Raw genomic sequence first — 22,044 nt, 5'->3', positions numbered from 1 at the left:
AGAAGAAATGACAAAACTAATCTTTATGGGAACTCCCGATTTTTCAGCAACAGTTTTGAAGGGGTTGTTATCAGATGATCGTTACGAGATTCTAGCTGTTGTGACCCAGCCAGACCGCGCTGTCGGCCGTAAAAAAGTGATCCAAGAAACCCCGGTTAAGCAGGCTGCCAAAGAAGCAGGCCTTCCCATCTACCAACCTGAAAAATTATCTGGGAGTCCAGAGATGGAAGACATTATGAAGCTAGGGGCGGATGGGATTATCACTGCTGCTTTTGGGCAGTTTCTCCCAAGTAAACTCCTTGATAGCATGGATTTTGCGGTCAACGTTCACGCTTCCCTTCTTCCAAAACACCGTGGTGGTGCGCCTATCCATTATGCCTTGATTCAAGGGGATGAGGAAGCTGGTGTGACCATTATGGAGATGGTTAAGGAAATGGATGCAGGAGATATGATTTCTCGTCGTAGCATTCCTATCACAGATGAGGACAATGTCGGGACCTTATTTGAGAAATTAGCGATTGTAGGTCGTGACTTGCTTTTAGATACTCTTCCTGCTTATATAGCTGGTGAAATTCAGCCAGAACCGCAAGATCCAAACCAGGTTACATTTTCTCCAAATATCAAACCAGAGGAAGAAAAATTGGACTGGAATAAGACTAATCGTCAACTCTTCAACCAAATCCGTGGAATGAACCCGTGGCCTGTTGCCCACACTTTCCTTAAAGGCGATCGCTTTAAGATTTATGAAGCCCTTCCAGTAGAAGGTCAGGGAGCTCCAGGTGAGATTCTGTCTATTGGCAAGAAAGAATTGAACGTTGCTACGGCAGAAGGGGCTCTGTCTCTCAAGCAAGTGCAGCCAGCTGGTAAGCCTAAGATGGACATTGCTTCCTTCCTCAACGGAGTGGGACGGACATTGACTGTAGGAGAACGATTTGGTGACTAAAGTAGAAACAGCTAGAAGTCTAGTTCTAGCAGTGCTAGAGGATGTTTTGGTTAATCAAGCATACTCCAATATTGCCTTAAATAAACACCTCAAGGGGAGTCAGCTCTCAGTAGCAGATAAGGGCTTGGTGACAGAGATTGTCTACGGAACGGTAACCCGAAAACTGACTCTGGAATGGTACCTGTCCCACTTTATCGAAGACCGGGATAAGCTAGATAACTGGCTCTATATCCTGCTCCTTCTGAGCGCCTACCAACTTCGGTATCTGGATAAGATTCCTAATCACGCTGTGGTCAATGAAGCAGTGGAACTAGCCAAAGCCCGTAAAAAAGGCAGCGAAAAATTGGTCAATGCCGTCCTGCGTCGTATTTTGCGAGAAGGCTGGCCAGATGTTGACAGCATCAAACGCAAAAACAAGCGTGATTCCATTGCTTATTCTCTCCCAGTTTGGCTCGTGTCTAAACTCAAGGAAGAATACGGTGAAGAGCGAGCACAAGCCATCTTTGAAAGTCTCTTGGTGCGCAACAAAGCCAGTATTCGTGTAGCCGATTTGAGCCGAAAAGAGGAAATCAAAGCTTTGTTAGAGGCGACCGATTCCCCTTTAGCGGCCACTGGTCTGGTCAAGGAGCAAGGCCACTTTGCAGGACATGATTTGTTCGCAGAAGGGGCTATAACCATCCAAGACGAGTCCAGTCAACTGGTTGCTCCGACTCTTGATCTACAAGGTGATGAACAGGTCCTGGATGCCTGTGCCGCTCCGGGCGGTAAAACAGCCCATATGGCCTCTTACCTCATATCTGGTAAGGTGACAGCTTTGGACTTGTATGACCATAAGTTGGACTTGATCCAAGAAAATGCGGAGCGTTTAGGTGTGGCAGAACGAGTGCAAACGCAAAAATTGGATGCCAGAAAGGTACATGAGTTTTTCGGTCGGGACTCTTTTGATAAGATTTTAGTAGATGCTCCCTGTTCTGGGATTGGACTTTTACGTCGTAAACCAGACATCAAATACAATAAAGAAACAGCAGATTTCACATCATTACAGGAAATTCAGCTGGAAATATTAGGTAGTGTTTGTCAAACGCTACGAAAAGGTGGTATAATAACGTATAGTACCTGTACTATCGTCTCTGAGGAGAACTTTCAAGTCGTTGAGGCATTTTTAGAAAGTCATCCCGAGTTTGAGCAGGTTAAACTAGAACACGAATGCAAAGATATCCTGAAAGATGGCTGCATCCTGATCACTCCTGAATTGTATGGAAGTGATGGATTCTTTATCAGCCAATTTCGTAAGATATCAGAATAGGAAGGAACTGACACAATGGAAATAGCATTATTAACAGATGTTGGTCAGAAACGGACAAATAATCAGGACTATGTCAATCACTTTGTCAACCGAGCAGGACGCACTATGATCATCTTGGCTGACGGAATGGGAGGACACCGTGCAGGAAATATCGCTAGTGAGATGGCGGTCACAGACCTCGGTGTAGATTGGGTGGATACCCAAATTGACTCAGTCAATGAAGTTCGTGAGTGGTTTGCCCACTACCTGGAGATTGAAAATCAAAAAATTCATCAACTAGGTCAGGACGAAGCATACAGAGGCATGGGAACAACGCTAGAAGCTGTTGCGTTTATTGATAACCAAGCCATCTATGCTCACATTGGAGATTCTCGTATCGGTTTGATTCGTGGAGAAGAATACCACCAGTTGACGAGTGACCATTCCTTGGTCAATGAATTGCTCAAGGCTGGTCAATTGACTCCAGAAGAAGCAGAAACTCACCCTCAAAAGAATATCATCACACAGTCTATCGGACAAAAAGATGAAATCCAGCCTGATTTTGGGATGATTACACTGGAGTCAGGAGATTATCTCTTGCTCAATAGTGACGGCTTGACCAATATGATTTCGGCAAGCGAGATTTATGATATCGTAACCAGCGATATTTCCCTGGCAGACAAGGCGGCAACCCTCATTCGTTTCGCTAACAATGCAGGAGGTTTAGACAACATTACGGTTGCCCTTGTTTACATGAACGAGGAGGCAGCAGAATGATCCAAATCGGCAAGATTTTTGCCGGGCGGTATCGGATTGTCAAGCAGATTGGTCGAGGAGGCATGGCAGATGTTTACTTGGCCAAGGATTTGATCCTAGATGGGGAAGAAGTGGCAGTTAAGGTCCTGAGGACCAACTACCAGACGGACCCGATTGCTGTGGCACGTTTCCAGCGGGAAGCGAGGGCTATGGCGGATCTGGACCATCCTCATATCGTTCGGATAACAGATATTGGTGAGGAAGATGGCCAACAGTACCTAGCTATGGAATACGTAGCAGGACTCGACCTCAAGCGTTATATCAAAGAACACTATCCTCTTTCAAATGAAGAAGCGGTTCGGATTATGGGACAGATTCTTTTGGCTATGCGTTTAGCTCATGCTAGAGGAATTGTTCACCGAGATTTGAAACCTCAAAATATCCTCTTGACACCAGATGGAACTGCTAAAGTTACTGACTTTGGGATTGCAGTGGCCTTTGCAGAGACGAGTCTGACCCAGACCAACTCGATGCTGGGTTCGGTTCATTATTTGTCACCTGAGCAAGCGCGTGGTTCTAAAGCGACTTTCCAGAGCGATATCTATGCGATGGGGATTATCTTCTATGAGATTCTGACGGGACATATCCCTTATGATGGAGATAGCGCGGTTACGATTGCACTCCAGCATTTCCAGAAGCCACTTCCGTCCGTCATTGCTGAAAATCCATCTGTCCCTCAGGCTTTGGAAAATGTTGTCATCAAGGCAACTGCTAAGAAATTGTCTGATCGCTATCAGTCTGTTTCAGAAATGTATATGGACTTGTCAACTAGCTTGTCTTATAATCGTCGGAATGAACCGAAACTGGTCTTTGACGATGCGAGTAAGGCGGATACGAAGACTTTACCTAAAGTCCCACAAAGTACATTGACCTCGATTCCAAAAGCTCCGGCGCAGGAAGAACGTCCTCAGTCAAAGAAACCAACTCAACCAGTGGCAGAACCGGCTCCAGCGCCAAAACCTGCCAAGAAACGGAAGTTTAAGGCTCGCTATATGATTCTTTTGGCCAGTCTTCTATTGGTTGCAGCCTCTTTGGTCTGGATTTTGTCTAGAACACCTGCAACGATTCCTATTCCTGATGTGGCTGGACAAACTGTTGCAGAGGCCAAAGAAGCACTCAAAAAATCTAAGTTTGAAGCTGGTGAGGAGAAATCTGAAGCTAGTGATACAGTAGCGGAAGGACGCGTTATTCGAACCGATCCTGAAGCTGGCAGCGACCGAAAAGAAGGAACCAAGGTCAATTTGATTGTTTCTTCTGGTAAGAAATCCTTCCAATTGAGTAATTACGTCGGACGCAAGTATACGGATGTCGTAGCTGAACTCAAGGGGAAGAAGGTTCCTGAGAATCTAATCAAGATGGAAGAGGAGGAATCCAGCGAAAGCGAACCTGGAACCATTCTCAGACAAAGTCCTGCGGCAGGTACGACTTATGATCTTTCAAAAGCCAGCACAATTACTTTAACGGTTGCTAAGAAAGTAACAAGTGTTTCTATGCCAAGTTATATTGGTTCAAGTCTCGAATTTACAAAGAATAATTTAACTCAGATTGTCGGTGTAAAAGAGGCCAATATTGAGGTTGTCGAAGTTTCGACTGCTCCTGAAGGCACAGCAGAAGGTACAGTTGTAGATCAAACACCAAAAGCGGGTGAAAAGGTTGACCTTGCTAGCACGCGTATCAAACTTTCCATCTACAAACCGAAAACACCACCGTCAACTTCATCTTCTAATTCTGCACAGCGTGGGAACCAAAGTTCTTCTTCAACTCCAAATCAGGGGAACCAACAAGGAAACACTCCTTCAACTAGTCAATCAAATAGTGAAGGAACGCGTGAAAGTTCTCGAGATTAAACGAATCTTTGTCATGATTTCATGACAAAGATTTTTTTTCATTGATTTTTGTGATAAAATATAGGAAGCAGAAAAGGAGGAGAAAATGGACGAATCGAGAGAGTTGAACGCCGTTATTGATGTCATTATGTTAGCTGGAACCATTCTCTTAAAAAGCGGTTCGGAGATTTATCGGGTTGAGGACACCATGATCCGTATCGCTCATTCACAGGGAATAGTGGATTGTAACGTTCTTGCCATGCCAGCAGCTATTTTCTTTTCTATTGAGAATACCAATATTTCTCGTATGAAACGAGTAACTTCTTCCTCCTACAACATCGAAAAAGTTTGTGATGTCAACCAAGTATCTCGAGAACTTGTAGGTGGCCAGATTGATCTTTCTACAGCCTTTACAAGGCTCAAAGAAATCGGCAATCAACCCCTTCCTTATACCAAGTTCCAAGTGACTATTGCAGCAACTCTCAGTGCCCCTTTTTTCTCGATTATGTTCGGGGGGAATACCTATGATGCTTTTGGTGCGGCCATTGCGACCTTGCTTGGTTTTGCTTTCTCTCTCTATGTAGAGAAGTTTGTCCGCATTCCTTTTGTAACCGCCTTTGCGGGAGCCTTTGTTTTTGGCTTGATTGCCCAGTTCTGGGCCCGCTATACAGGATTTCCTTCGACGGCAGACTTGATCATAGCGGGAGCCGTCATGCCTTTTGTTCCAGGGATTGCTCTGACAAATGCAGTTCGGGATATCATGACCAACCATATCAACTCTGGTATGAGCAAGATGTTTGAATCCCTGCTCATTACCCTCGCTTTAGGGGCCGGTACCTCCGTCGCCCTAGTTTTGATGACATAAGATGACTCTAACAAGTATTTTACTCCAAGCAGTAGCGAGTTTACTCGCCATTATCACCTTTCTAATCGTACTGAATGTTCAACGCTCTATGCTCCTACCTGGTGGTGTTCTGGGAATGGGTGTCTGGCTCCTCTATCTTGTACTTAAAGAACCAACCAATGTTATTGTTGCGACCTTTATCGCAGCGGTGGTTGGTTCTTGCATCAGCCAGATTCTAAGTATTGTCTATAAGACGCCAGCAGTGGTCTTTGTCTTGGCCATTCTTGCTCCCTTGGTGCCAGGTTATCTATCCTATCGAACGACAGCTTTCTTTGTGACAGGTGATTACAGTCATGCCCTTACCAGTGCAACACTAGTAGTTATGTTGGCTCTAGTCATTTCTATCGGGATGGCCAGTGGAACAGTGATTCTGAAGCTTTATTACTATATCCGAAAACAGCGAGGCATATCCTCCTAATGCTGTCAAAGCAAAGACTTGATTTGTTGAATCAGGTCTTTTTTCTCTCATTTGTTCCTATTTGTGATAAAATAGAATAGAACGATTTTTTACAATGAATGAAAAAACAGAGGTAAATATGACAATCGGTATTGATAAGATTGGTTTTGCAACCAGTCAATATGTCTTGAAATTACAAGACCTAGCAGAAGCAAGAGGAGTTGATCCGGATAAATATAGCAAGGGACTCTTGTTAAACGAAATTAGCATTGCACCATTGACTGAGGATGTTGTCACCTTAGCTGCCAGTGCAAGCAACTCTATCCTCACAGATAAAGAAAAAGAAGAAATCGATATGGTCATCGTGGCGACCGAGTCAGGAATTGACCAGAGTAAGGCAGCAGCGGTCTTTGTTCACGGTCTATTAGGTATCCAGCCGTTCGCTCGCAGTTTTGAAATCAAAGAAGCTTGTTACGGAGCAACAGCTGCCCTCCATTATGCCAAGTTGCATGTGGAAAATTCTCCAAAGTCCAAGGTCTTGGTCATCGCCAGCGATATTGCCAAGTATGGTGTAGCGACTCCAGGTGAACCAACTCAGGGAGCTGGGAGTGTGGCGATGTTGATTACGCAAAATCCGCGTACCATGGCCTTCAACAATGATAATGTTGCCCAAACGCGTGACATTATGGATTTCTGGCGTCCGAACTATTCAACCACTCCTTATGTAAACGGCTTGTACTCAACTCAGCAATATCTTGACAGTCTTACGACGACTTGGGATGAATACAAGAAACGTTATGATTGGACTATGAATGATTTTGCGGCCATCTGCTTCCACTTGCCTTATCCCAAATTAGCCCTAAAAGGCTTGCGCAAGATGATGGATAAGACTTTGTCTCAGGAAAAAAAGGATAGTCTGCAAGAAAACTTTGATAAGTCCATTCTCTACAGTCAGATGATTGGGAATATCTACACAGGTTCCCTCTTCCTTGGGCTTCTCTCCCTTTTGGAAAATGCAGAAAATTTGAAGGCTGGAGATAAAATTGTCCTCTACAGTTACGGAAGTGGAGCGGTTTCAGAGTTCTTTAGTGGAGAACTGGTAGAAGGCTACGAGGCCTACCTTGATAAGGATCGCTTGAGCAAACTCAAGCAACGTACAGCATTGTCTGTTGCAGACTATGAAAAAGTCTTCTTCGAAGAGGTAGAGTTGGATGAATCTGGTTCAGCCCAGTTTGCAGGTTTTGAAAATCAAGACTATGCCTTGGTTGAAATTCTCGACCACCAACGTCGTTATAGCAAGGTTGAAAAATAATGAAGTTAAGTTGGAATGGATTTTCTAAAAAGTCATACCATGAGCGCCTTGAGTTACTGAAAGCTCAGGCGCTCCTTAGTCCTGAAAAGCAAACCAGTCTGGAGCAGGATGAACAAATCAGCTTGGCAATTGCAGATCAGCTGAGTGAGAATGTAGTGGGAACTTTTTCTCTGCCTTATTCTATCATTCCAGAGCTTTTGGTGAACGGTCAGGACTACACAGTTCCCTATGTGACAGAAGAACCCTCAGTGGTTGCTGCGGCCAGCTATGCAAGTAAAATCATCAAGCGAGCAGGTGGCTTTACTGCTCAAGTACATGAGCGCCAGATGATTGGTCAGGTAGCCCTTTATCAAGTTGCTAATCCAGATTTAGCGCAAGAGAAGATTGCCAGCAAGAAGGCAGAGCTCTTAGAACTTGCCAATCAAGCCTATCCCTCCATCGTCAAACGTGGTGGTGGGGCGCGTGATTTGCATGTAGAGAAGATCAAAGGTGAAACAGACTTTCTCGTCGTCTATCTCCATGTCGATACTCAGGAAGCCATGGGAGCCAATATGCTTAACACCATGCTGGAAGCCTTAAAATCAGTCTTAGAAGAACTCAGTCAGGGACAGAGTCTTATGGGAATTTTGTCCAACTACGCGACCGATTCTCTGGTGACTGCAAGCTGTCGTATCGCCTTTCGCTACTTGAGTCCCCAAAGGGACCAAGGACGAGAAATTGCGGAGAAAATAGCTTTGGCTAGCCAGTTTGCACAGGCTGATCCCTACCGAGCAGCTACTCACAATAAAGGGATTTTTAATGGTATTGATGCCATTTTGATTGCCACTGGTAATGACTGGCGTGCCATCGAAGCTGGGGCCCATGCCTTTGCCAGTCGAGATGGACGCTATCAAGGTCTTAGTCAATGGACACTGGACATGGAAAGAGAAGAATTGGTCGGTGAGATGACCCTACCCATGCCGGTAGCGACCAAGGGTGGCTCAATCGGTCTCAACCCGCGTGTAGCCCTCAGTCATGAACTACTGGGAAATCCTTCTGCCAAAGAATTAGCTCAGATTATCGTGTCTATCGGTCTCGCCCAAAACTTTGCGGCCCTCAAAGCCTTGGTAAGTACGGGCATCCAGCAAGGCCACATGAAATTGCAGGCCAAATCCTTAGCTCTCCTAGCAGGTGCTAGTGAGTCCGAAGTTGCTCTTCTCGTTGAGCGCCTCATCGCAGATAAAACCTTTAACTTAGAGACAGCCCAGCGTTATCTCGAAAACTTAAGATCATAAAAAACTCAGACAAATCAGTCTGAGTTTTCTTGTGCTTATAGTCAATGAAAATCAAAAAGAAAACTAGGAAGCTAGCTGCAGGCTGCTCAAAGCACTGCTTTGAGGTTGTAGATAAGACTGACGAAGTCAGTTACATATATCTACGGTAAGGTGACGCTGACGCGGTTTGAAGAGATTTGCGAAGAGTATTAAATACTTTTTCCTGGTAATAGGGTGACTGGTAAGAAATAACCAGTTGTCGCGACTTCCTTACCTTCAATCTTCTGCAAGAGGAGATCAACAGTGAGGTGGGCAATCTCTTTCATAGGTTGCTTAATCGTTGTCAAATGAGGATAGTAGTTCTCGATAAAGTAGGTCCCATCATAGCCGATGACCTTGAGCTCTTCAGGAACAGAAATTCCCAGCTCCTGAGCGATTTTGATCACCAGAATAGCTGTCAAATCATCCGAAGCAAAAATCGCATCTGGTTTCTGATGGGTCAAGATATTCTTGATTTCCATTTCTTTTCTGACGGGAGAAAAGTCACTCGAAACATTGATAATAGGAGCTTTTGGGAGAACAGAGGCAAAGCCAGCATGGCGCAGTCCAGTCGGTGAGTTAGAGTTATCATTTCCTGTAATCATGATGATAGACTGAGCGCCTGTCTTAACCAGAGTTTGGGCTGCGAGGACCCCGCCACCGTAGTTATCAGAGGAGACGACAGGGATGTCTGGCGATAGGTTTCGGTCAAAGGAAATGATCGGTGCCGTCACACGATTGTAGTCTTCAATTCCCAAGTTGTGACTTCCAGAAATGATACCGTCTACCTGATTGGCCTCCAGCATTTCAATGTACTCCCGTTCTTTTTCAGAGTCATGTTCGCTGTTACAGATGATGGTCTTGTAGCCATTCTTAAAGAGTTGGTGTTCCAACTTGTCAATCAACTCCGCATAAAAGACATGACTGATGTTTGGGAAAATAAGTCCAATCAACTTGGCTGATTTTCCTTGGAGACTTCGAGCCAGATTGTTGGGCTTGTAGCCTAGTTCTCGCATGGCTTCATTAACCTTTTGAATGGTTTTCTCAGATAGATAACCCTTTTTATTGATGACCCGTGAGACGGTAGTAGGGCTAACGCCTGCAAGTTTGGCGACATCAGTTAGTTTTGCGACCATAATCTAATTCATAGTAGGTTCCGGTTGGATTTCCAGATTTGATCAGGATACCGTTTTGATCCGCATGTGGGAAGACACGACCAGAAAATACTTTTTCTCCTTTATTGATGAAAATTTCAAAGACAGAATTGTCGATGAAGATGTTAGCAGTAGTAGTTTGCTTGTCGATTGGGCAAGAACGAGTGCTTCCAAATTCTTGGGCATACTGTTCTCCAGCCTGGCTACGGTCTACTGTAACTTGACCATTTACAAGGTCAAAGTTGATTGAAAGTCCCTTACCTTCTTTGTCAGCAAGTAAGACAATCTCGCTCTGGCCATTGGCTTCCAAGTTGAGCTCCAGTTCGTAGGTGTTATTGGTTTGAGCACGGTTTGAGAAGGGTTCCTCAGAGGCACGAAGGTCCTTGATAGCTGCGACAGGGTATTGGTAGAGTTTCCCATCTTTGATGGTCAGTTCCTTAACCAGTGAGAGGGCACCTTGATAATCAAATCGATCAGATGGGTAGGCTACATCTGGTAAACCAAGCCAACTTACTGCTAGTGCACGTCCGTCAGGAGCGTTGAAGGCTTGAGTTGCATAGGCTTCGAAACCATAGTCTAAGTTGTGAAGGGGTGACACATCCACCATTTTAGCATTTTCAGGATCAAAGGAAGCACCGATTTTGTACATGTTTGGATAGATATTGTCATAGTCTAGAACACTCTTATCCAATCCTTGTGGACAGTAGAGAAGGACAGGTTGCTCACCGATAAAGATCAAGTTTGGACATTCCATCATATAGGCAGTGCGGTCATTGGCAAAGTCAAGATTGCCAACTGCCTGCCAGTTTGTGTAGTTATTGTCCACAGCCTTGTAGAGACGAACAAATCCTTTTTTCTCCAAGTCCTGACCACCCACGATGGCATAGTATTGCCCCTTGAAGTTAAAAATTTGCGGGTCGCGGAAGTGGTCGGTAGAGTCTGATGGCTGGTCTATCAAGACCTTGTCAATCTTCGTGATTTTGCCACTTTTGTCCAAAAGAGCTCCAATCTGGTAAGGGTGACGAATCCAGTTTTCATCACGGACATTTCCTGTATAAAATAGGAACAAGTTATCGCCAAATTGCATGGCAGAACCAGAGTAGGCACCGTGGCTATCTAATGGAGTATCTGGCAAAACTTTGACTCCAGTTTCTGTGAAGTGCACTAAATCATCACTTTCTAGCTGTGCCCAAGATTTTAAACCGTGGGCTGCACCAAAGGGGAAGTTTTGGTAAAAGAGGATCCACTTGCCATCAAAGTAAGAGAAGCCATTTGGGTCGTTGAGAAGTCCTGTTTTTGGCTCAACATGGTAATGAGTATGCCAAGGAGATTGTGCCATCTTTTCCTTTATATGTTGAATTTCTTCTTGCGTCCAATCTTCATAAGGTCTGTAACGACGCTCGGTTGTCCATTCCATTTTATCTTTCCTCCATAAGTTCTATTCTATTATTAATAGTAAACGTTTTCGGCAAAAAAAGCAAGTCTTTTATGTTAAAAAAAAGAAAAATATGTCAAACGATTGCCAGAAATCAAATAAAGGGAATCTGACAAATTTTCACGAAAAAATGAAAGAAAATGTAAATAAAAGCCTTGATCCCTCAAATATAAAGATGTTTTTTTGAGGAAAAAGATAATTTCCTCAAAAACGAGCAAGAATAATCAGAGAAAAAATAAAGGAAATAAAAAGTTCTGCAAAACGCTTGACATATTTTAGAAACGTGATAAAATAATAGTCGTAGGGCGAATAAAATCGCTTTCAAATAAGAACAAAATTTTATAAGGAGATTTTTGCTATGGATTATAGTAAAGTTGCTGCCGAGGTCATTGAGGCTGTCGGCAAAGAGAATCTTGTAGCTGCAGCACATTGTGCGACCCGCCTTCGTCTGGTATTAAAAGATGAAACAAAAGTAAACCAAGCAGCTTTAGATAACAATGCTGATGTTAAAGGTACATTTAGCACAAACGGACAATACCAAATTATTATTGGTCCCGGAGACGTTAACTTTGTATATGCAGAAATCATCAAAAAAACAGGTTTGAAAGAAGTTTCCACAGATGATTTAAAAGAGATTGCGAATAAAGACAAAAAATTTAATCCATTGATGGATTTGATTAAGCTTTTGTCAGACATCTTTGTTCCAATCATTCCTGCATTGGTTGCGGGTGGTCTTTTGATGGCATTACGTAACTTCTTGACATCACCAGACTTATTTGGACCTCAATCTATTGAAGACATGTACCCTGCTATCAAAGGGATCTCAGCGATGATTCAATTGATGTCTGCTGCCCCATTTATGTTCTTACCTGTTTTAGTAGGGATTTCAGCAGCTAAACGTTTTGGGGCAAACCAATTTCTTGGTGCGGCTATCGGTATGATTATGACCACACCAGATTTGGGTGGTAAAGAAGCTTTTTGGGATATTTTAGGTTTCCATGTTACACAAACAAACTATGCTTATCAAGTAATCCCAGTCCTTGTAGCTGTCTGGTTGTTGGCAACTTTAGAAAAATTCTTCCACAAGAAATTGCCTTCTGCGGTTGACTTCACCTTTACTCCGCTTTTATCAGTTATGATTACAGGATTCCTAACTTTTACAGTTATTGGTCCTGTGATGTTGGTGGTTTCTGATGCGATTACTAATGTTATTGTATGGCTATACAATACTACAGGTGCATTTGGTATGGGGCTCTTTGGTGGTACATACTCATTGATTGTTATGACGGGGCTTCACCAATCATTCCCTGCTATTGAAACTCAGTTATTATCGGCATACAATAATAACGGTACTGGATTTGGTGACTACATCTTTGTTGTTGCTTCAATGGCAAACGTGGCGCAAGGTGCAGCCACTCTCGCAATCTACTTCTTGACTAAAAATGCTAAAACTAAAGGATTGTCAAGTTCTGCGGCTGTCTCTGCTTTCCTTGGGATTACTGAGCCTGCCCTATTTGGGGTGAACTTGAAATATAAATTCCCATTCTTCTGTGCTCTTGCTGGTTCAGCAGTTGGTGCCTTTGTGGCAGGTTTGACCCATGTCATTGCTGTTTCTTTGGGAGCAGCTGGATTTATCGGATTCCTATCTATTAAAGCGGGTTCAATCCCTATGTATGTAGTTGCAGAAGTGATTTCATTTGTTGCAGCCTTTGCTTTAACTTATTTCTATGGTAAAACAAAAGCGGCAGGTGTCTTTGCTGATGAGGCTGCAGCAGCAACTGCAGAAACAGTTACTGAAACTACAGTAGAAGCACCAGTAGTGGAAGAGTTTGATACTCTTCAAAATGAAACAATCCAAACTCCAATCGTTGGTGACGTAGTTGCTCTTGAGAATGTCAATGACCCAGTATTTGCAAGTGGTGCAATGGGACAAGGGATCGCTGTAAAACCAAGCCAAGGCGTGGTTTACGCACCAGCTGATGCTGAAGTATCGATCGCCTTTGCTACAGGACATGCTTACGGTTTGAAGACAGCAAATGGAGCTGAAATCTTGATCCACGTTGGTATCGATACTGTATCTATGAATGGTGAAGGTTTTGAAGCAAAAGTTGCTCAAGGAGACAAGGTCAAAGCAGGTGACGTTCTTGGAACCTTTGACTCAAACAAAATCGCTGCTGCAGGTCTTGACGACACAACAATGGTTATCGTAACCAACACAGCAGACTACGCTTCTGTGACACCAGTCGCAAGCGGTTCAGTTGTTAAGGGTGATGCCGTTATTGAAGTGAAAATCTAATCAATCCTTTCTAAAGTGAAAACGAACAAATGTCATGTTTGTTCGTTTTTACTTGAATGGTAAGATTTACAGAGGAAAATCTAAAATATAGAGAAATGTAGACTTTCAAAATGTGCTATAATAGAGAAAACAAAGATAAGAGGTTTATCATGACAAAATTATACGGAAGCTTAGAAGCAGGCGGTACAAAGTTTGTCTGTGCTGTCGGAGATGAAAATTTTAACATTGTAGAAAAAACACAATTTCCTACAACAACTCCTATCGAGACCATCGATAAAACCATTGAGTTCTTTTCAAAATTCGATAACCTTGCTGGTCTTGCTGTCGGATCATTTGGTCCGATCGATATCGACAAAAACTCAAAAACTTATGGCTTTATCACAACAACTCCAAAACCACATTGGGCAAATGTAGACTTGCTTGGTGCTCTCCGTCGCGCCCTCAACGTACCCATGTATTTCACTACAGACGTAAACAGCTCTGCTTATGGTGAAGTGGTTGCCCGTAACAATGCTGGCGGTCATATCGAAAACTTGGTCTACTACACGATCGGTACAGGGATTGGTGCAGGTGTTATCCAACGTGGTGAGTTTATCGGTGGTGTAGGTCACCCTGAAATGGGGCACTACTATGTAGCCAAACACCCAATGGATATTGAAAAAGAATTCAACGGTGTTTGTCCTTTCCACAAAGGCTGTTTAGAAGGCTTCGCGGCTGGACCAAGTCTGGAAGCTCGTACAGGTGTTCGTGGTGAAAACATCGAACTCAATAATTCTGTCTGGGATGTTCAAGCCTACTATATCGCTCAAGCTGCGGTCAATGCTACAGTGACTTTTCGTCCAGACGTGATCGTCTTTGGTGGTGGGGTTATGGCCCAACAACACATGCTGGACCGTGTACGTGAGAAATTCACAGCTCTCCTCAACGGCTACCTACCAGTACCAGACGTGCGTGACTATATCGTGACACCAGCAGTCGCAGGTAATGGTTCTGCCACACTTGGAAACTTTGTCCTTGCTAAGAGTGTCGCAAAATAAAACAAACAAAAAATCCGTTTGGGAAACCAAACGGATTTTTCTATTCTCAAAACATCTGCCAGAAGAAATCAATAATATAGGTCAAACCATAAGTATAGACTACTAGTGTAAAGGGCTTGGTCAAAACGATGATAATCATATAGCGCTTGAAGGTCATCTTGGTCAGGGCAGCCAGCATGCAGAGAAAGTCAGCTGGGCTAACTGGCCAGATCATCATAAAGATAAAGAAACGTTCGAAACGATTGCCCTTATCTAACCAACCGATGTATTTGTCATAAGTGCGCTTGCTGACGACGGACTGGACAAAGGCAGCTCCGTAGAGGCGCACGAGGTAAAAGATAATAGCACAGCCAATCACGATGCCGATATAATTATAGATGGTTCCAATGATGTGGCCGTAAATAAAGACCCCAGCCACTGAGGTCAAAGCTCCCGGAATGATCGGAACAACGGTTTGTAGGATCTGTAAAAAGATAAAGAGTGGTGGTCCCCAAACACCGGCTTGCTGGATAAAGGCCGATAGGGTTTCCTTGGACTGTAAAACACCCGCCTGATAGGCCCAAATACAGAAAATCAAGGTGCCGACTCCCCCGATGATAGATGAGATATTGATGACTTGCTGTAGAAGGGGAGAAACAGCTTTCATTTGCTTATCCTGTGACATGTAAACTCCTCATAGATAGTATGATTCTACTATACCATATTTTTCTTATAAAGACTAATTTGATTCCTTATCTTGCTTTTTATATAAGTGTGGTACAATTAAAGGAGTAAGTCAAGAGATATAATGGTGAAAGAAATGTTAGATTTAAAATTTAAAGGAAGATGGAGAAAGTATCAAAAGGAAGTCTTAGATCGTTTTCAGAGCTATCAAACAGATGGTCATGTTCACCTAGTGGCGGCACCAGGGTCCGGCAAGACCACCATTGGTATCGAGCTGATCGCTCGTTTTGGCAATCCAGCCCTTGTCTTGGTTCCAACTGTCACCATTCGTGAACAATGGGTAGATAGGATCCAAACAGCCTTTTTAGAGAACGAACAGAAGATTTCAGATCTCGTTTCCCAAAACTTAAAGGAGATGAAAGCATTAACGATTGTGACCTATCAGGCTTTTCATAGCGCCATGAACCAATTGCAATCACAAGAAGATGGAGAAGCAGAGGATTTTGTGGGGTTTGATTTGCTTGCAAGTCTAAGAGCTCAGAAAGTTGCGACTCTTTGCTTGGATGAATGCCACCACCTGCGCAATGAATGGTGGAAAAGTCTGGAAGCCTTTCGCAAGCAGTATGAACAGCTGCAAGTCATCTCCCTGACAGCGACACCACCTTATGACAGCGAGCCTGAACTCTGGGAACGCTATATCCGTATGTGTGGGGAAATTGACCAAGAAATTACGGTACCTGAACTAGTCAAGGAAGACACCCTCTGTCCTCATCAGGATTTTGTTTATATCTGTTCACCAACAGCTGAAGAGTCGGAACACCTCAGGCAGTTTGAAGATAGAAAGTGGGAGTATATCCATCAGCTTATAGTCGATTCTGATTTTCAAACATTTGTAGCAGGGTCTAAGGTCCTCAAAGGGGATATTTCATCTGATTTGCTCTTAGAAGATCCCAAGTACTTGTCTGCTATGTTGATTTATATGCATTCTCAGGGGTTAACGATTCCTCCCTCTTTGCAAAATTTACTGGGAACCCAGAAGCTTCCAGCATTGACCTCCTACTGGCTGGAGACGCTGTTGCAGAGCATACTCTATCAGACACCAGATTGGTATGAGGATCCAGATGGATATAAGAAAAAGTTAGAGGCTGACTTGAAGGCGCGTGGGTTGGTGGAAAAACGTCAGGTTTATCTGGTTAAGTCTAAGGCTTCTGACCAGCTTTTAACCCAATCTCTGGGGAAGTTGTCTGCCATTGTCGATATCTTCTTGACGGAGTATGAGAGTCTAGGTCAGGAACTGAGACAGTTAGTACTAGCTGACTATATTCGCAAGGATTTTGCTACCTATCTGGGAGATAATCAGGCAACCATTTCTCAGTTGGGGATTCTCCCTTATTTTGAAAGCATTCGTCGAAAAGCTCAGGAGCAAGAGATTCCTGTATCTTTGGCTGTCTTGTCAGGTAGTGTCGTTATTTTGCCTACCGATGTGGTAGCAGAGTTGAAGGAACTCTTGCCTCAGGTTCCTCTTAGTTTCTCATCTATTGGTCACTTAGATCAAAAAGATTATGTGCAGGTCGGTTTTCCGAGCTCAGCTAAGGGAATCGTAGCGGCAGTGACGGAGCTTTTTCAACGAGGGCGGATTCAAGTCCTAGTCGGAACCAAATCTCTCCTCGGAGAGGGATGGGATGCTCCTTGTGTTAATTCCCTAATCCTCGGAAGCTTTGTGGGGAGCTTTATGCTGAGTAACCAGATGCGCGGGCGTGCCATTCGTATCTGGCCGGGGCATCCAGAAAAGACCAGCAACATCTGGCATCTGGTAGCCGTTCAAGCGCAAGCACTTATCACTCTTCCTGGTGAGGAGCCTAGACCAGAGAGCAATCAGGATCTGCAGACCTTGTCGAGACGGATGGAGCATTTTCTTGGCTTGGCCTATAATCAGGAGAGTATTGAGACCGGTTTGGATCGTTTGGATTTTCCAAAGCCCCCCTTTAGGAAAAAGCAAATCAGCGAGTATAATGAGCGAGTTAAGAGTCTCTCCAAGGATCGAGCATGCTTGCGCAAAAAATGGCAAGATGCTCTCGTAGTGGCAAATCGATTTGAGATTGTCACTGAAGTCGCTGCTCAACAACAGAAGATCCCAGTCATGCTCTTGCTTGATGCCTTAAAATGGGTTCGCCTGTCTTTGTTGCTCCTAGCAGTGGATTTATTGCTCTTGTTGTTTAGATTGAGACTGATTAGAGTTTGGTGGCTTACAGCAACCTGCCTCCTCTTCTTGGCCTTTGCATCTTGGCGCTACCTCTCCTATAAGAGCCCCTATAAACGTTTGCAATCTCTGGGTGAGCAGATCCGAAAGGCTCTGCTAGATTCGGGGCATCTAGCGGATGATCAATCCCGTGTTCATGTAGAGGAGGACAAAGAAAACTACATGGTCTTTGCCTATCTCAAGGGAGGAAGCATGAGGGACAAGGAGTTGTTTGCTCAGACTGTGGGAGAGTTCTTTGCTCCAGTGGACAACCAGCGCTATCTCTTGAAGGCAGAGAAAGTCCGACAAGATCAGTCACCTTACTATGCCGTGCCTAGTCTTTTTGACAAGCGCAAGGAAGAAGCGCAGAAATTCCTCGACTTTCTGACTCCGACTATCGGACATTATCACCTCGTCTACACACGAACAGAGGCCGGACGGAAAACTCTTCTCGAAGCTCGTATCAAAGCTCTCTCCAATAAAAACGACCGTACCTTGACTAAGAAGAAGGTTAAGAGCCGGTTGGAGTAGGGGAGTTTACAAGAGATAAATAAGTAAATTCTCTTAAAATATAAACACAATTAGAGACAGTAAGAGACGATTGACTAGCTCAAGTAAGAAGGAGAAGAAAGTTAAAGTAGAAGAAATAGAACAAGTAGCTGGATAAGGACAACCCCTTAGAAATGGATTTCTAAGGGGATTTTTGTGGATTCGTGGTATAATTTTTATAAGAGTAGGCGCTATGAAATATTTTGTTTTTTAGAAAGAAATACTATGGATGATAGATTTATTACATTAAAGCACATTGATACTTCAGTAGCAGCTAAAAATGTTGCTAAATTACTTGAAGAAAATAAAACTTATTTCTTAAATGGGAACTGGGGTTCTGGAAAAACAGAATTTCTAGTTGAAGTTGGTAAGAATACTAATAAAAAATTAGTTACGATAGACTTTTGGAGATTAAGCGATAACCGCTCAACGATTGAGATTGTTTTTTCAAAATTACACCCGTTGGTATATAGCCTTTTAAGGATTTTCATAGTTTTATGTGTCGCAGTTTCTATCTTAATGACTAATGTAGTTGATTTGGGTTTAAGTTCTTTTTTTGAATCTTTTTGTGTTAAATTAATTATTGGGAGTATTGTTTTATTAGTAGCAATCTATCAATTTTTTAAAATCAAATCAGATGGTTTTTACAGTTGTTTACTAACTTCTAAATGTCTATCATTATCTCGAAAAGTATTAGTTATTGATGATTTTGATCGAATGTCTAACAAACAACAAGAGGAGAGTTATAAAATTTTTAGCTTGCTTAATGGCAAGATTCCAATTGTTTTTGTTGGAGATATTGAGAAAGTACATCTTAACGACAATAATTTCCTCTCTAAAATTATTGATAGACGGATAGAACTACCATTTGTTCTTCACCCATCAAATATTTGGCAAGATTATTTTGAGTTGTTAAGTAAAAAACTCAATACGAGTTTGTCAGATGATTTTTGGAGAAGGTTTAGCTTTGAAAACAGAAATTTGCGAGATCGTAATCATTTTAATGACTATGTCAATCAAGAATTCTTTTCAAGGAAGAAGTTTGAACATGTTCAAGAAGAACAGCAACTTTGGATTATCTACGCTTATCTTTTTTATCCTGAATTATATAAACAACTATTAAAGAACGAAGAAATAAAAGTTAAGGATGATGAAGAAACAAGTTTTACAGAGATTTTCAAGTTTGGACGAAGCATACAGGAAATATTATCTGACATTCAGCAATCAGACCATAACCAATATCCACCGAACTATAAAAAGAATAAACCAGCCTATTTTCTCTATGAAGAACCTCTAAATCATACAAAAGAGGAATTTAATACATTACTTGAAACAGACAGTAATGAATTATCCAGAGAACTAAGAGAGGCAAACTATAACAAAGATTTTTATCAATATCTCTCAAGCGAATATAAATCTTTTTCTGAAATTCAGAAAGCTAAACTACTACGTATTACTATACAGGAATCTCTGAAATCTTATAATAGCTCTGCAATGGACTATATTGTTGAAGAAAAATTGAATGAAGAAATCCCTAGATATGAGAGAAATACTCCTTTAAGCAAGGAAACAATAGCTAGGATTGTAAATTTTTGGGAAACTATTCTTAGGAAAGAAGGTTTAGACCAGTCTGAAATCATTTATTTTATGGAAAAGCATAGAGTACTTAGCTTCCATGATTTGGGACTTCACTATACAAAATTAGAGATTAATAATGAAAATTTTGCCAAGCTAAATCGGAAAGATTTCTTCCTATTGACCTATCTAAGTGCGGTTAATAAATTTGGGCAATTTAAGAAATGGGATAGTAGTATATGGAATGCGATAGATTGTTTTGGAGATAAGGAATTTTTATCATTTTGGAAATTTCAAGGGATTCTATCTACTGATGAGAATTATTTTGATTTTGATATTATCCCAGAAAATATGATCTATACTCTTTGGATAGGTAAATACACTTTTGAACCACCACATGATTTTGAAGATTATAGGGAGGATGTTATTAAAAAGATTCGCCTGAAACTTGATCAGCTGGAATCAAAAGGATTCACATTTGATGAGAAAATAGATGGAGAACATAGACGCAGGGATTAGGATTTTAAAATTTGGGTATTTTTCTAGTTTATTGCTTATTTCTTACCGTTACACTAAATTAGCATTTTATATAAAAATTACTTGCTCTACTCAGGTCGAGTGGTTTTTATAGAATTATGATAAAATAGGAGAAATAATACATTTTTTGAAAGAGGTTTAGACAAAACTTTGTTTCCATATTTCCTGGAAACGGATAGATAGCAAGGAGAAACATGGAACAAACTAACCAAAAATCCCAGTGCCAACAACTCTGGGCTAGAAACAAATATCTCGTTTTGAGCCATTCCAGCAATATTTACAATGAGATTCGTCAATATCTCAAGAATGAACAGGTGGAGGTAAGTCATGTTCAAGAACTGATCGACCGTGCCTGTCAAATCCCAGAGCATAGAGGTCAGGTTTGCAATGCCTTTCAGCATATTTGGGGTTATTTCAAAAAGAAAGCGACAGATGTTGAGCGCAAAGACTATATGCTTTTGCTTGATCGCTATCGCTTTGGTCAGGCTTCTAAGGAAGACTTGATTACTAAAACTCGAGAGTTGCTTAATCGCTATCCAAATACCTACTTGCAACATTCGACTTTACTGAAAGGAGACTCCCATGAGACTTTGGCATGAGGCTTTGATTTCACAGCTTCCCCGTCCTCAACTCTTGGGGCAACATCGAGAGTGCTGCGCCCTACGTGGCAATGGCTGGGGCAGAAAGCATGCGACGGTTGATTATGTCTTTACCCACTCGCCCTATCGTCTCTATGCCTATCATCGCTTGATCATGGAGGAGATGGCTGACCGTGGCTATAAGGTCAGTCCAGAGTGGCTGGACAAGAACTACCGCGGTAAGACCTGCTCTTCTTATCAAGATTTAGCAGAGGAGAAGCTAGGCAAGCCCATCTATAGTGAGCATGATGCAGGATACTATGAGGAATGTCTGGCTAATCTCCGAGAGAAAGGCATTGAGCTGGAGTAAGAGTAAGGATTAGCTCCACATTATAACTCTTCTCATAATTTTTTCGAATAATAAAGATGAGACCTTTAGAATGATTCTAAGGTCTTCTTTTTATGGGTATTAGAATTTACTTTTAATAACTTTTGAGTTATAATTGAATTAGAAATAGGCTATTTGATGCATACGATTTACTTCTATAAGGACAAAAATGGAAACGAGCCAGTCTTAGATTACATGAGAGAATTGGCTAGAAAGAAGAGTAAGGATAGTCGCATCAAACTCAATAAACTAAATGACTATATCGAGTTGCTTAGTCATCATGGGACTAGAACTGGTGAACCCTATATCAAACATTTAGAAGATGAGATTTGGGAACTAAGACCTCTTAGAGATAGGATTTTATTTGTAGCGTGGCTTGATGGGAGTTTTGTTCTCTTACATCATTTTGTCAAAAAGACTCAGAAAACTCCTAGGAGAGAAATTGATAAAGCCAAGCGTGAACTGAAGGACTTAAAAGAAAGAGGGTTAAGTGATGAAGAATAGTGCCATTGGAAGTAATTGGAAGGATGTTCGGTCAGAACTTTTTACCAAGGAGGAAATACTTGAAAGTGATATGCGAGTAGCTATCATGAGTGAGTTGATTGAGGCCAGACGAGATCAAGGAATCAGTCAGAAAAAGCTAGAGGAACTCAGTGGAGTAAGTCAGCCCGTCATAGCTAGGATGGAAACAGGCAAGACTAGCCCTCAATTGGATACGGTTTTGAAAGTTTTAGCCAGTTTAGGCAAGACACTAGCAGTCGTCCCACTTGAACAGGAAAAAAATTGATAGGGATGAAATTTCTAGGATTTCTAAAATC

Annotated in this window: 19 protein-coding genes and 1 pseudogene; 17 read left to right on the top strand and 3 right to left on the bottom strand. The window is 42.3% G+C overall.

Annotated elements, in window-relative coordinates:
* Nucleotides 1–7 precede the first annotated feature (7 nt).
* The 8 genes from fmt to M9H69_RS07835 all read left to right on the top strand — a co-directional run bounded on the left by fmt (nucleotide 8) and on the right by M9H69_RS07835 (nucleotide 8,757).
* On the top strand, nucleotides 8–943 hold the full coding sequence (gene fmt / locus M9H69_RS07870; RefSeq protein WP_250315322.1) for a methionyl-tRNA formyltransferase: 936 nt from the start codon (nucleotides 8–10) through the stop codon (nucleotides 941–943).
* Nucleotides 936–2,249 carry a 16S rRNA (cytosine(967)-C(5))-methyltransferase RsmB gene (gene rsmB, locus M9H69_RS07865; RefSeq protein WP_250315321.1) on the top strand — a complete coding sequence of 438 codons (1,314 nt, stop codon included), beginning with the start codon at nucleotides 936–938 and terminating at the stop codon, nucleotides 2,247–2,249. Before fmt ends, rsmB begins: the two co-directional genes overlap by 8 nt.
* Before the next feature lie 15 nt (nucleotides 2,250–2,264).
* Nucleotides 2,265–3,005: a Stp1/IreP family PP2C-type Ser/Thr phosphatase gene (locus M9H69_RS07860; RefSeq protein ID WP_000401532.1), complete on the top strand. Its 741-nt coding sequence runs from the start codon at nucleotides 2,265–2,267 to the stop codon at nucleotides 3,003–3,005.
* Nucleotides 3,002–4,891: a Stk1 family PASTA domain-containing Ser/Thr kinase gene (gene pknB, locus M9H69_RS07855; protein ID WP_250315320.1), complete on the top strand. Its 1,890-nt coding sequence runs from the start codon at nucleotides 3,002–3,004 to the stop codon at nucleotides 4,889–4,891. Before M9H69_RS07860 ends, pknB begins: the two co-directional genes overlap by 4 nt.
* An 85-nt stretch (nucleotides 4,892–4,976) precedes the next feature.
* On the top strand, nucleotides 4,977–5,735 hold the full coding sequence (locus M9H69_RS07850; RefSeq protein WP_096421772.1) for a threonine/serine exporter family protein: 759 nt from the start codon (nucleotides 4,977–4,979) through the stop codon (nucleotides 5,733–5,735).
* A 1-nt stretch (nucleotide 5,736) separates the two neighbouring features.
* Nucleotides 5,737–6,192 (top strand): threonine/serine exporter family protein, encoded by a 456-nt coding sequence (locus M9H69_RS07845; protein WP_000176910.1) that lies wholly within the window; start codon nucleotides 5,737–5,739, stop codon nucleotides 6,190–6,192.
* Nucleotides 6,193–6,310: 118 nt separating this feature from the next.
* Complete coding sequence (locus M9H69_RS07840) at nucleotides 6,311–7,483, top strand: hydroxymethylglutaryl-CoA synthase (RefSeq protein ID WP_250316177.1); 1,173 nt, start codon at nucleotides 6,311–6,313, stop codon at nucleotides 7,481–7,483.
* Complete coding sequence (locus M9H69_RS07835) at nucleotides 7,483–8,757, top strand: hydroxymethylglutaryl-CoA reductase, degradative (RefSeq protein WP_250315319.1); 1,275 nt, start codon at nucleotides 7,483–7,485, stop codon at nucleotides 8,755–8,757. Before M9H69_RS07840 ends, M9H69_RS07835 begins: the two co-directional genes overlap by 1 nt.
* A gap of 188 nt (nucleotides 8,758–8,945) precedes the next feature.
* On the opposite strand, the gene M9H69_RS07830 is transcribed toward M9H69_RS07835, so the two are convergent.
* On the bottom strand, nucleotides 8,946–9,911 hold the full coding sequence (locus tag M9H69_RS07830) for a LacI family DNA-binding transcriptional regulator (protein ID WP_033606002.1): 966 nt from the start codon (nucleotides 9,909–9,911) through the stop codon (nucleotides 8,946–8,948).
* Complete coding sequence (locus M9H69_RS07825) at nucleotides 9,892–11,346, bottom strand: sucrose-6-phosphate hydrolase (protein ID WP_250315318.1); 1,455 nt, start codon at nucleotides 11,344–11,346, stop codon at nucleotides 9,892–9,894. Before M9H69_RS07825 ends, M9H69_RS07830 begins: the two co-directional genes overlap by 20 nt.
* Before the next feature lie 376 nt (nucleotides 11,347–11,722).
* On the opposite strand from M9H69_RS07825, the gene M9H69_RS07820 reads away from it, so the two are divergent.
* Together M9H69_RS07820 and scrK are read left to right on the top strand one after the other, a co-directional pair.
* Nucleotides 11,723–13,660, top strand: coding sequence for a sucrose-specific PTS transporter subunit IIBC (locus M9H69_RS07820; protein WP_250315317.1), 1,938 nt, complete (start codon nucleotides 11,723–11,725; stop codon nucleotides 13,658–13,660).
* A gap of 149 nt (nucleotides 13,661–13,809) precedes the next feature.
* Nucleotides 13,810–14,697, top strand: coding sequence for a fructokinase ScrK (scrK, locus tag M9H69_RS07815; RefSeq protein ID WP_084940993.1), 888 nt, complete (start codon nucleotides 13,810–13,812; stop codon nucleotides 14,695–14,697).
* A gap of 46 nt (nucleotides 14,698–14,743) precedes the next feature.
* Here the strand turns inward: scrK and M9H69_RS07810 are convergent, their stop codons facing one another.
* A complete protein-coding gene (locus M9H69_RS07810) occupies nucleotides 14,744–15,361 on the bottom strand; it encodes a TVP38/TMEM64 family protein (protein WP_250315316.1) in 618 nt (205 codons plus the stop codon).
* 135 nt (nucleotides 15,362–15,496) lie between these two features.
* Here M9H69_RS07810 and M9H69_RS07805 point away from each other — a divergent pair, with 135 nt between their 5' ends.
* The 7 genes and pseudogenes from M9H69_RS07805 to M9H69_RS07780 all read left to right on the top strand — a co-directional run bounded on the left by M9H69_RS07805 (nucleotide 15,497) and on the right by M9H69_RS07780 (nucleotide 22,013).
* Nucleotides 15,497–18,130 (top strand): DEAD/DEAH box helicase family protein, encoded by a 2,634-nt coding sequence (locus M9H69_RS07805; RefSeq protein ID WP_250315315.1) that lies wholly within the window; start codon nucleotides 15,497–15,499, stop codon nucleotides 18,128–18,130.
* Nucleotides 18,131–18,167: 37 nt separating this feature from the next.
* A pseudogene (locus tag M9H69_RS10415) lies at nucleotides 18,168–18,266 on the top strand (DUF6261 family protein); the annotation flags it as partial.
* A gap of 107 nt (nucleotides 18,267–18,373) precedes the next feature.
* Entirely contained in the window at nucleotides 18,374–20,242 is a 1,869-nt protein-coding gene (locus M9H69_RS07800) for a P-loop NTPase fold protein (RefSeq protein ID WP_247924003.1), read from the top strand.
* 212 nt (nucleotides 20,243–20,454) lie between these two features.
* The gene (locus M9H69_RS07795; protein WP_250315314.1) at nucleotides 20,455–20,859 is read left to right on the top strand and encodes a YbgA family protein; all 405 of its coding nucleotides are present in this window, start codon (nucleotides 20,455–20,457) and stop codon (nucleotides 20,857–20,859) included.
* Complete coding sequence (locus tag M9H69_RS07790) at nucleotides 20,843–21,208, top strand: TIGR02328 family protein (protein ID WP_250315313.1); 366 nt, start codon at nucleotides 20,843–20,845, stop codon at nucleotides 21,206–21,208. The genes M9H69_RS07795 and M9H69_RS07790 overlap by 17 nt, the downstream gene beginning before the upstream one ends.
* A 156-nt stretch (nucleotides 21,209–21,364) precedes the next feature.
* A complete protein-coding gene (locus M9H69_RS07785) occupies nucleotides 21,365–21,730 on the top strand; it encodes a type II toxin-antitoxin system RelE/ParE family toxin (protein ID WP_250315312.1) in 366 nt (121 codons plus the stop codon).
* Nucleotides 21,720–22,013 (top strand): helix-turn-helix domain-containing protein, encoded by a 294-nt coding sequence (locus M9H69_RS07780; protein WP_250315311.1) that lies wholly within the window; start codon nucleotides 21,720–21,722, stop codon nucleotides 22,011–22,013. The genes M9H69_RS07785 and M9H69_RS07780 overlap by 11 nt, the downstream gene beginning before the upstream one ends.
* Nucleotides 22,014–22,044 lie beyond the last annotated feature (31 nt).

This window comes from Streptococcus oralis, from assembly GCF_023611505.1.
In the GTDB taxonomy this organism is placed as follows: domain Bacteria; phylum Bacillota; class Bacilli; order Lactobacillales; family Streptococcaceae; genus Streptococcus; species Streptococcus oralis_CT.
This window is presented reverse-complemented; position numbering and strand designations above follow the sequence as displayed.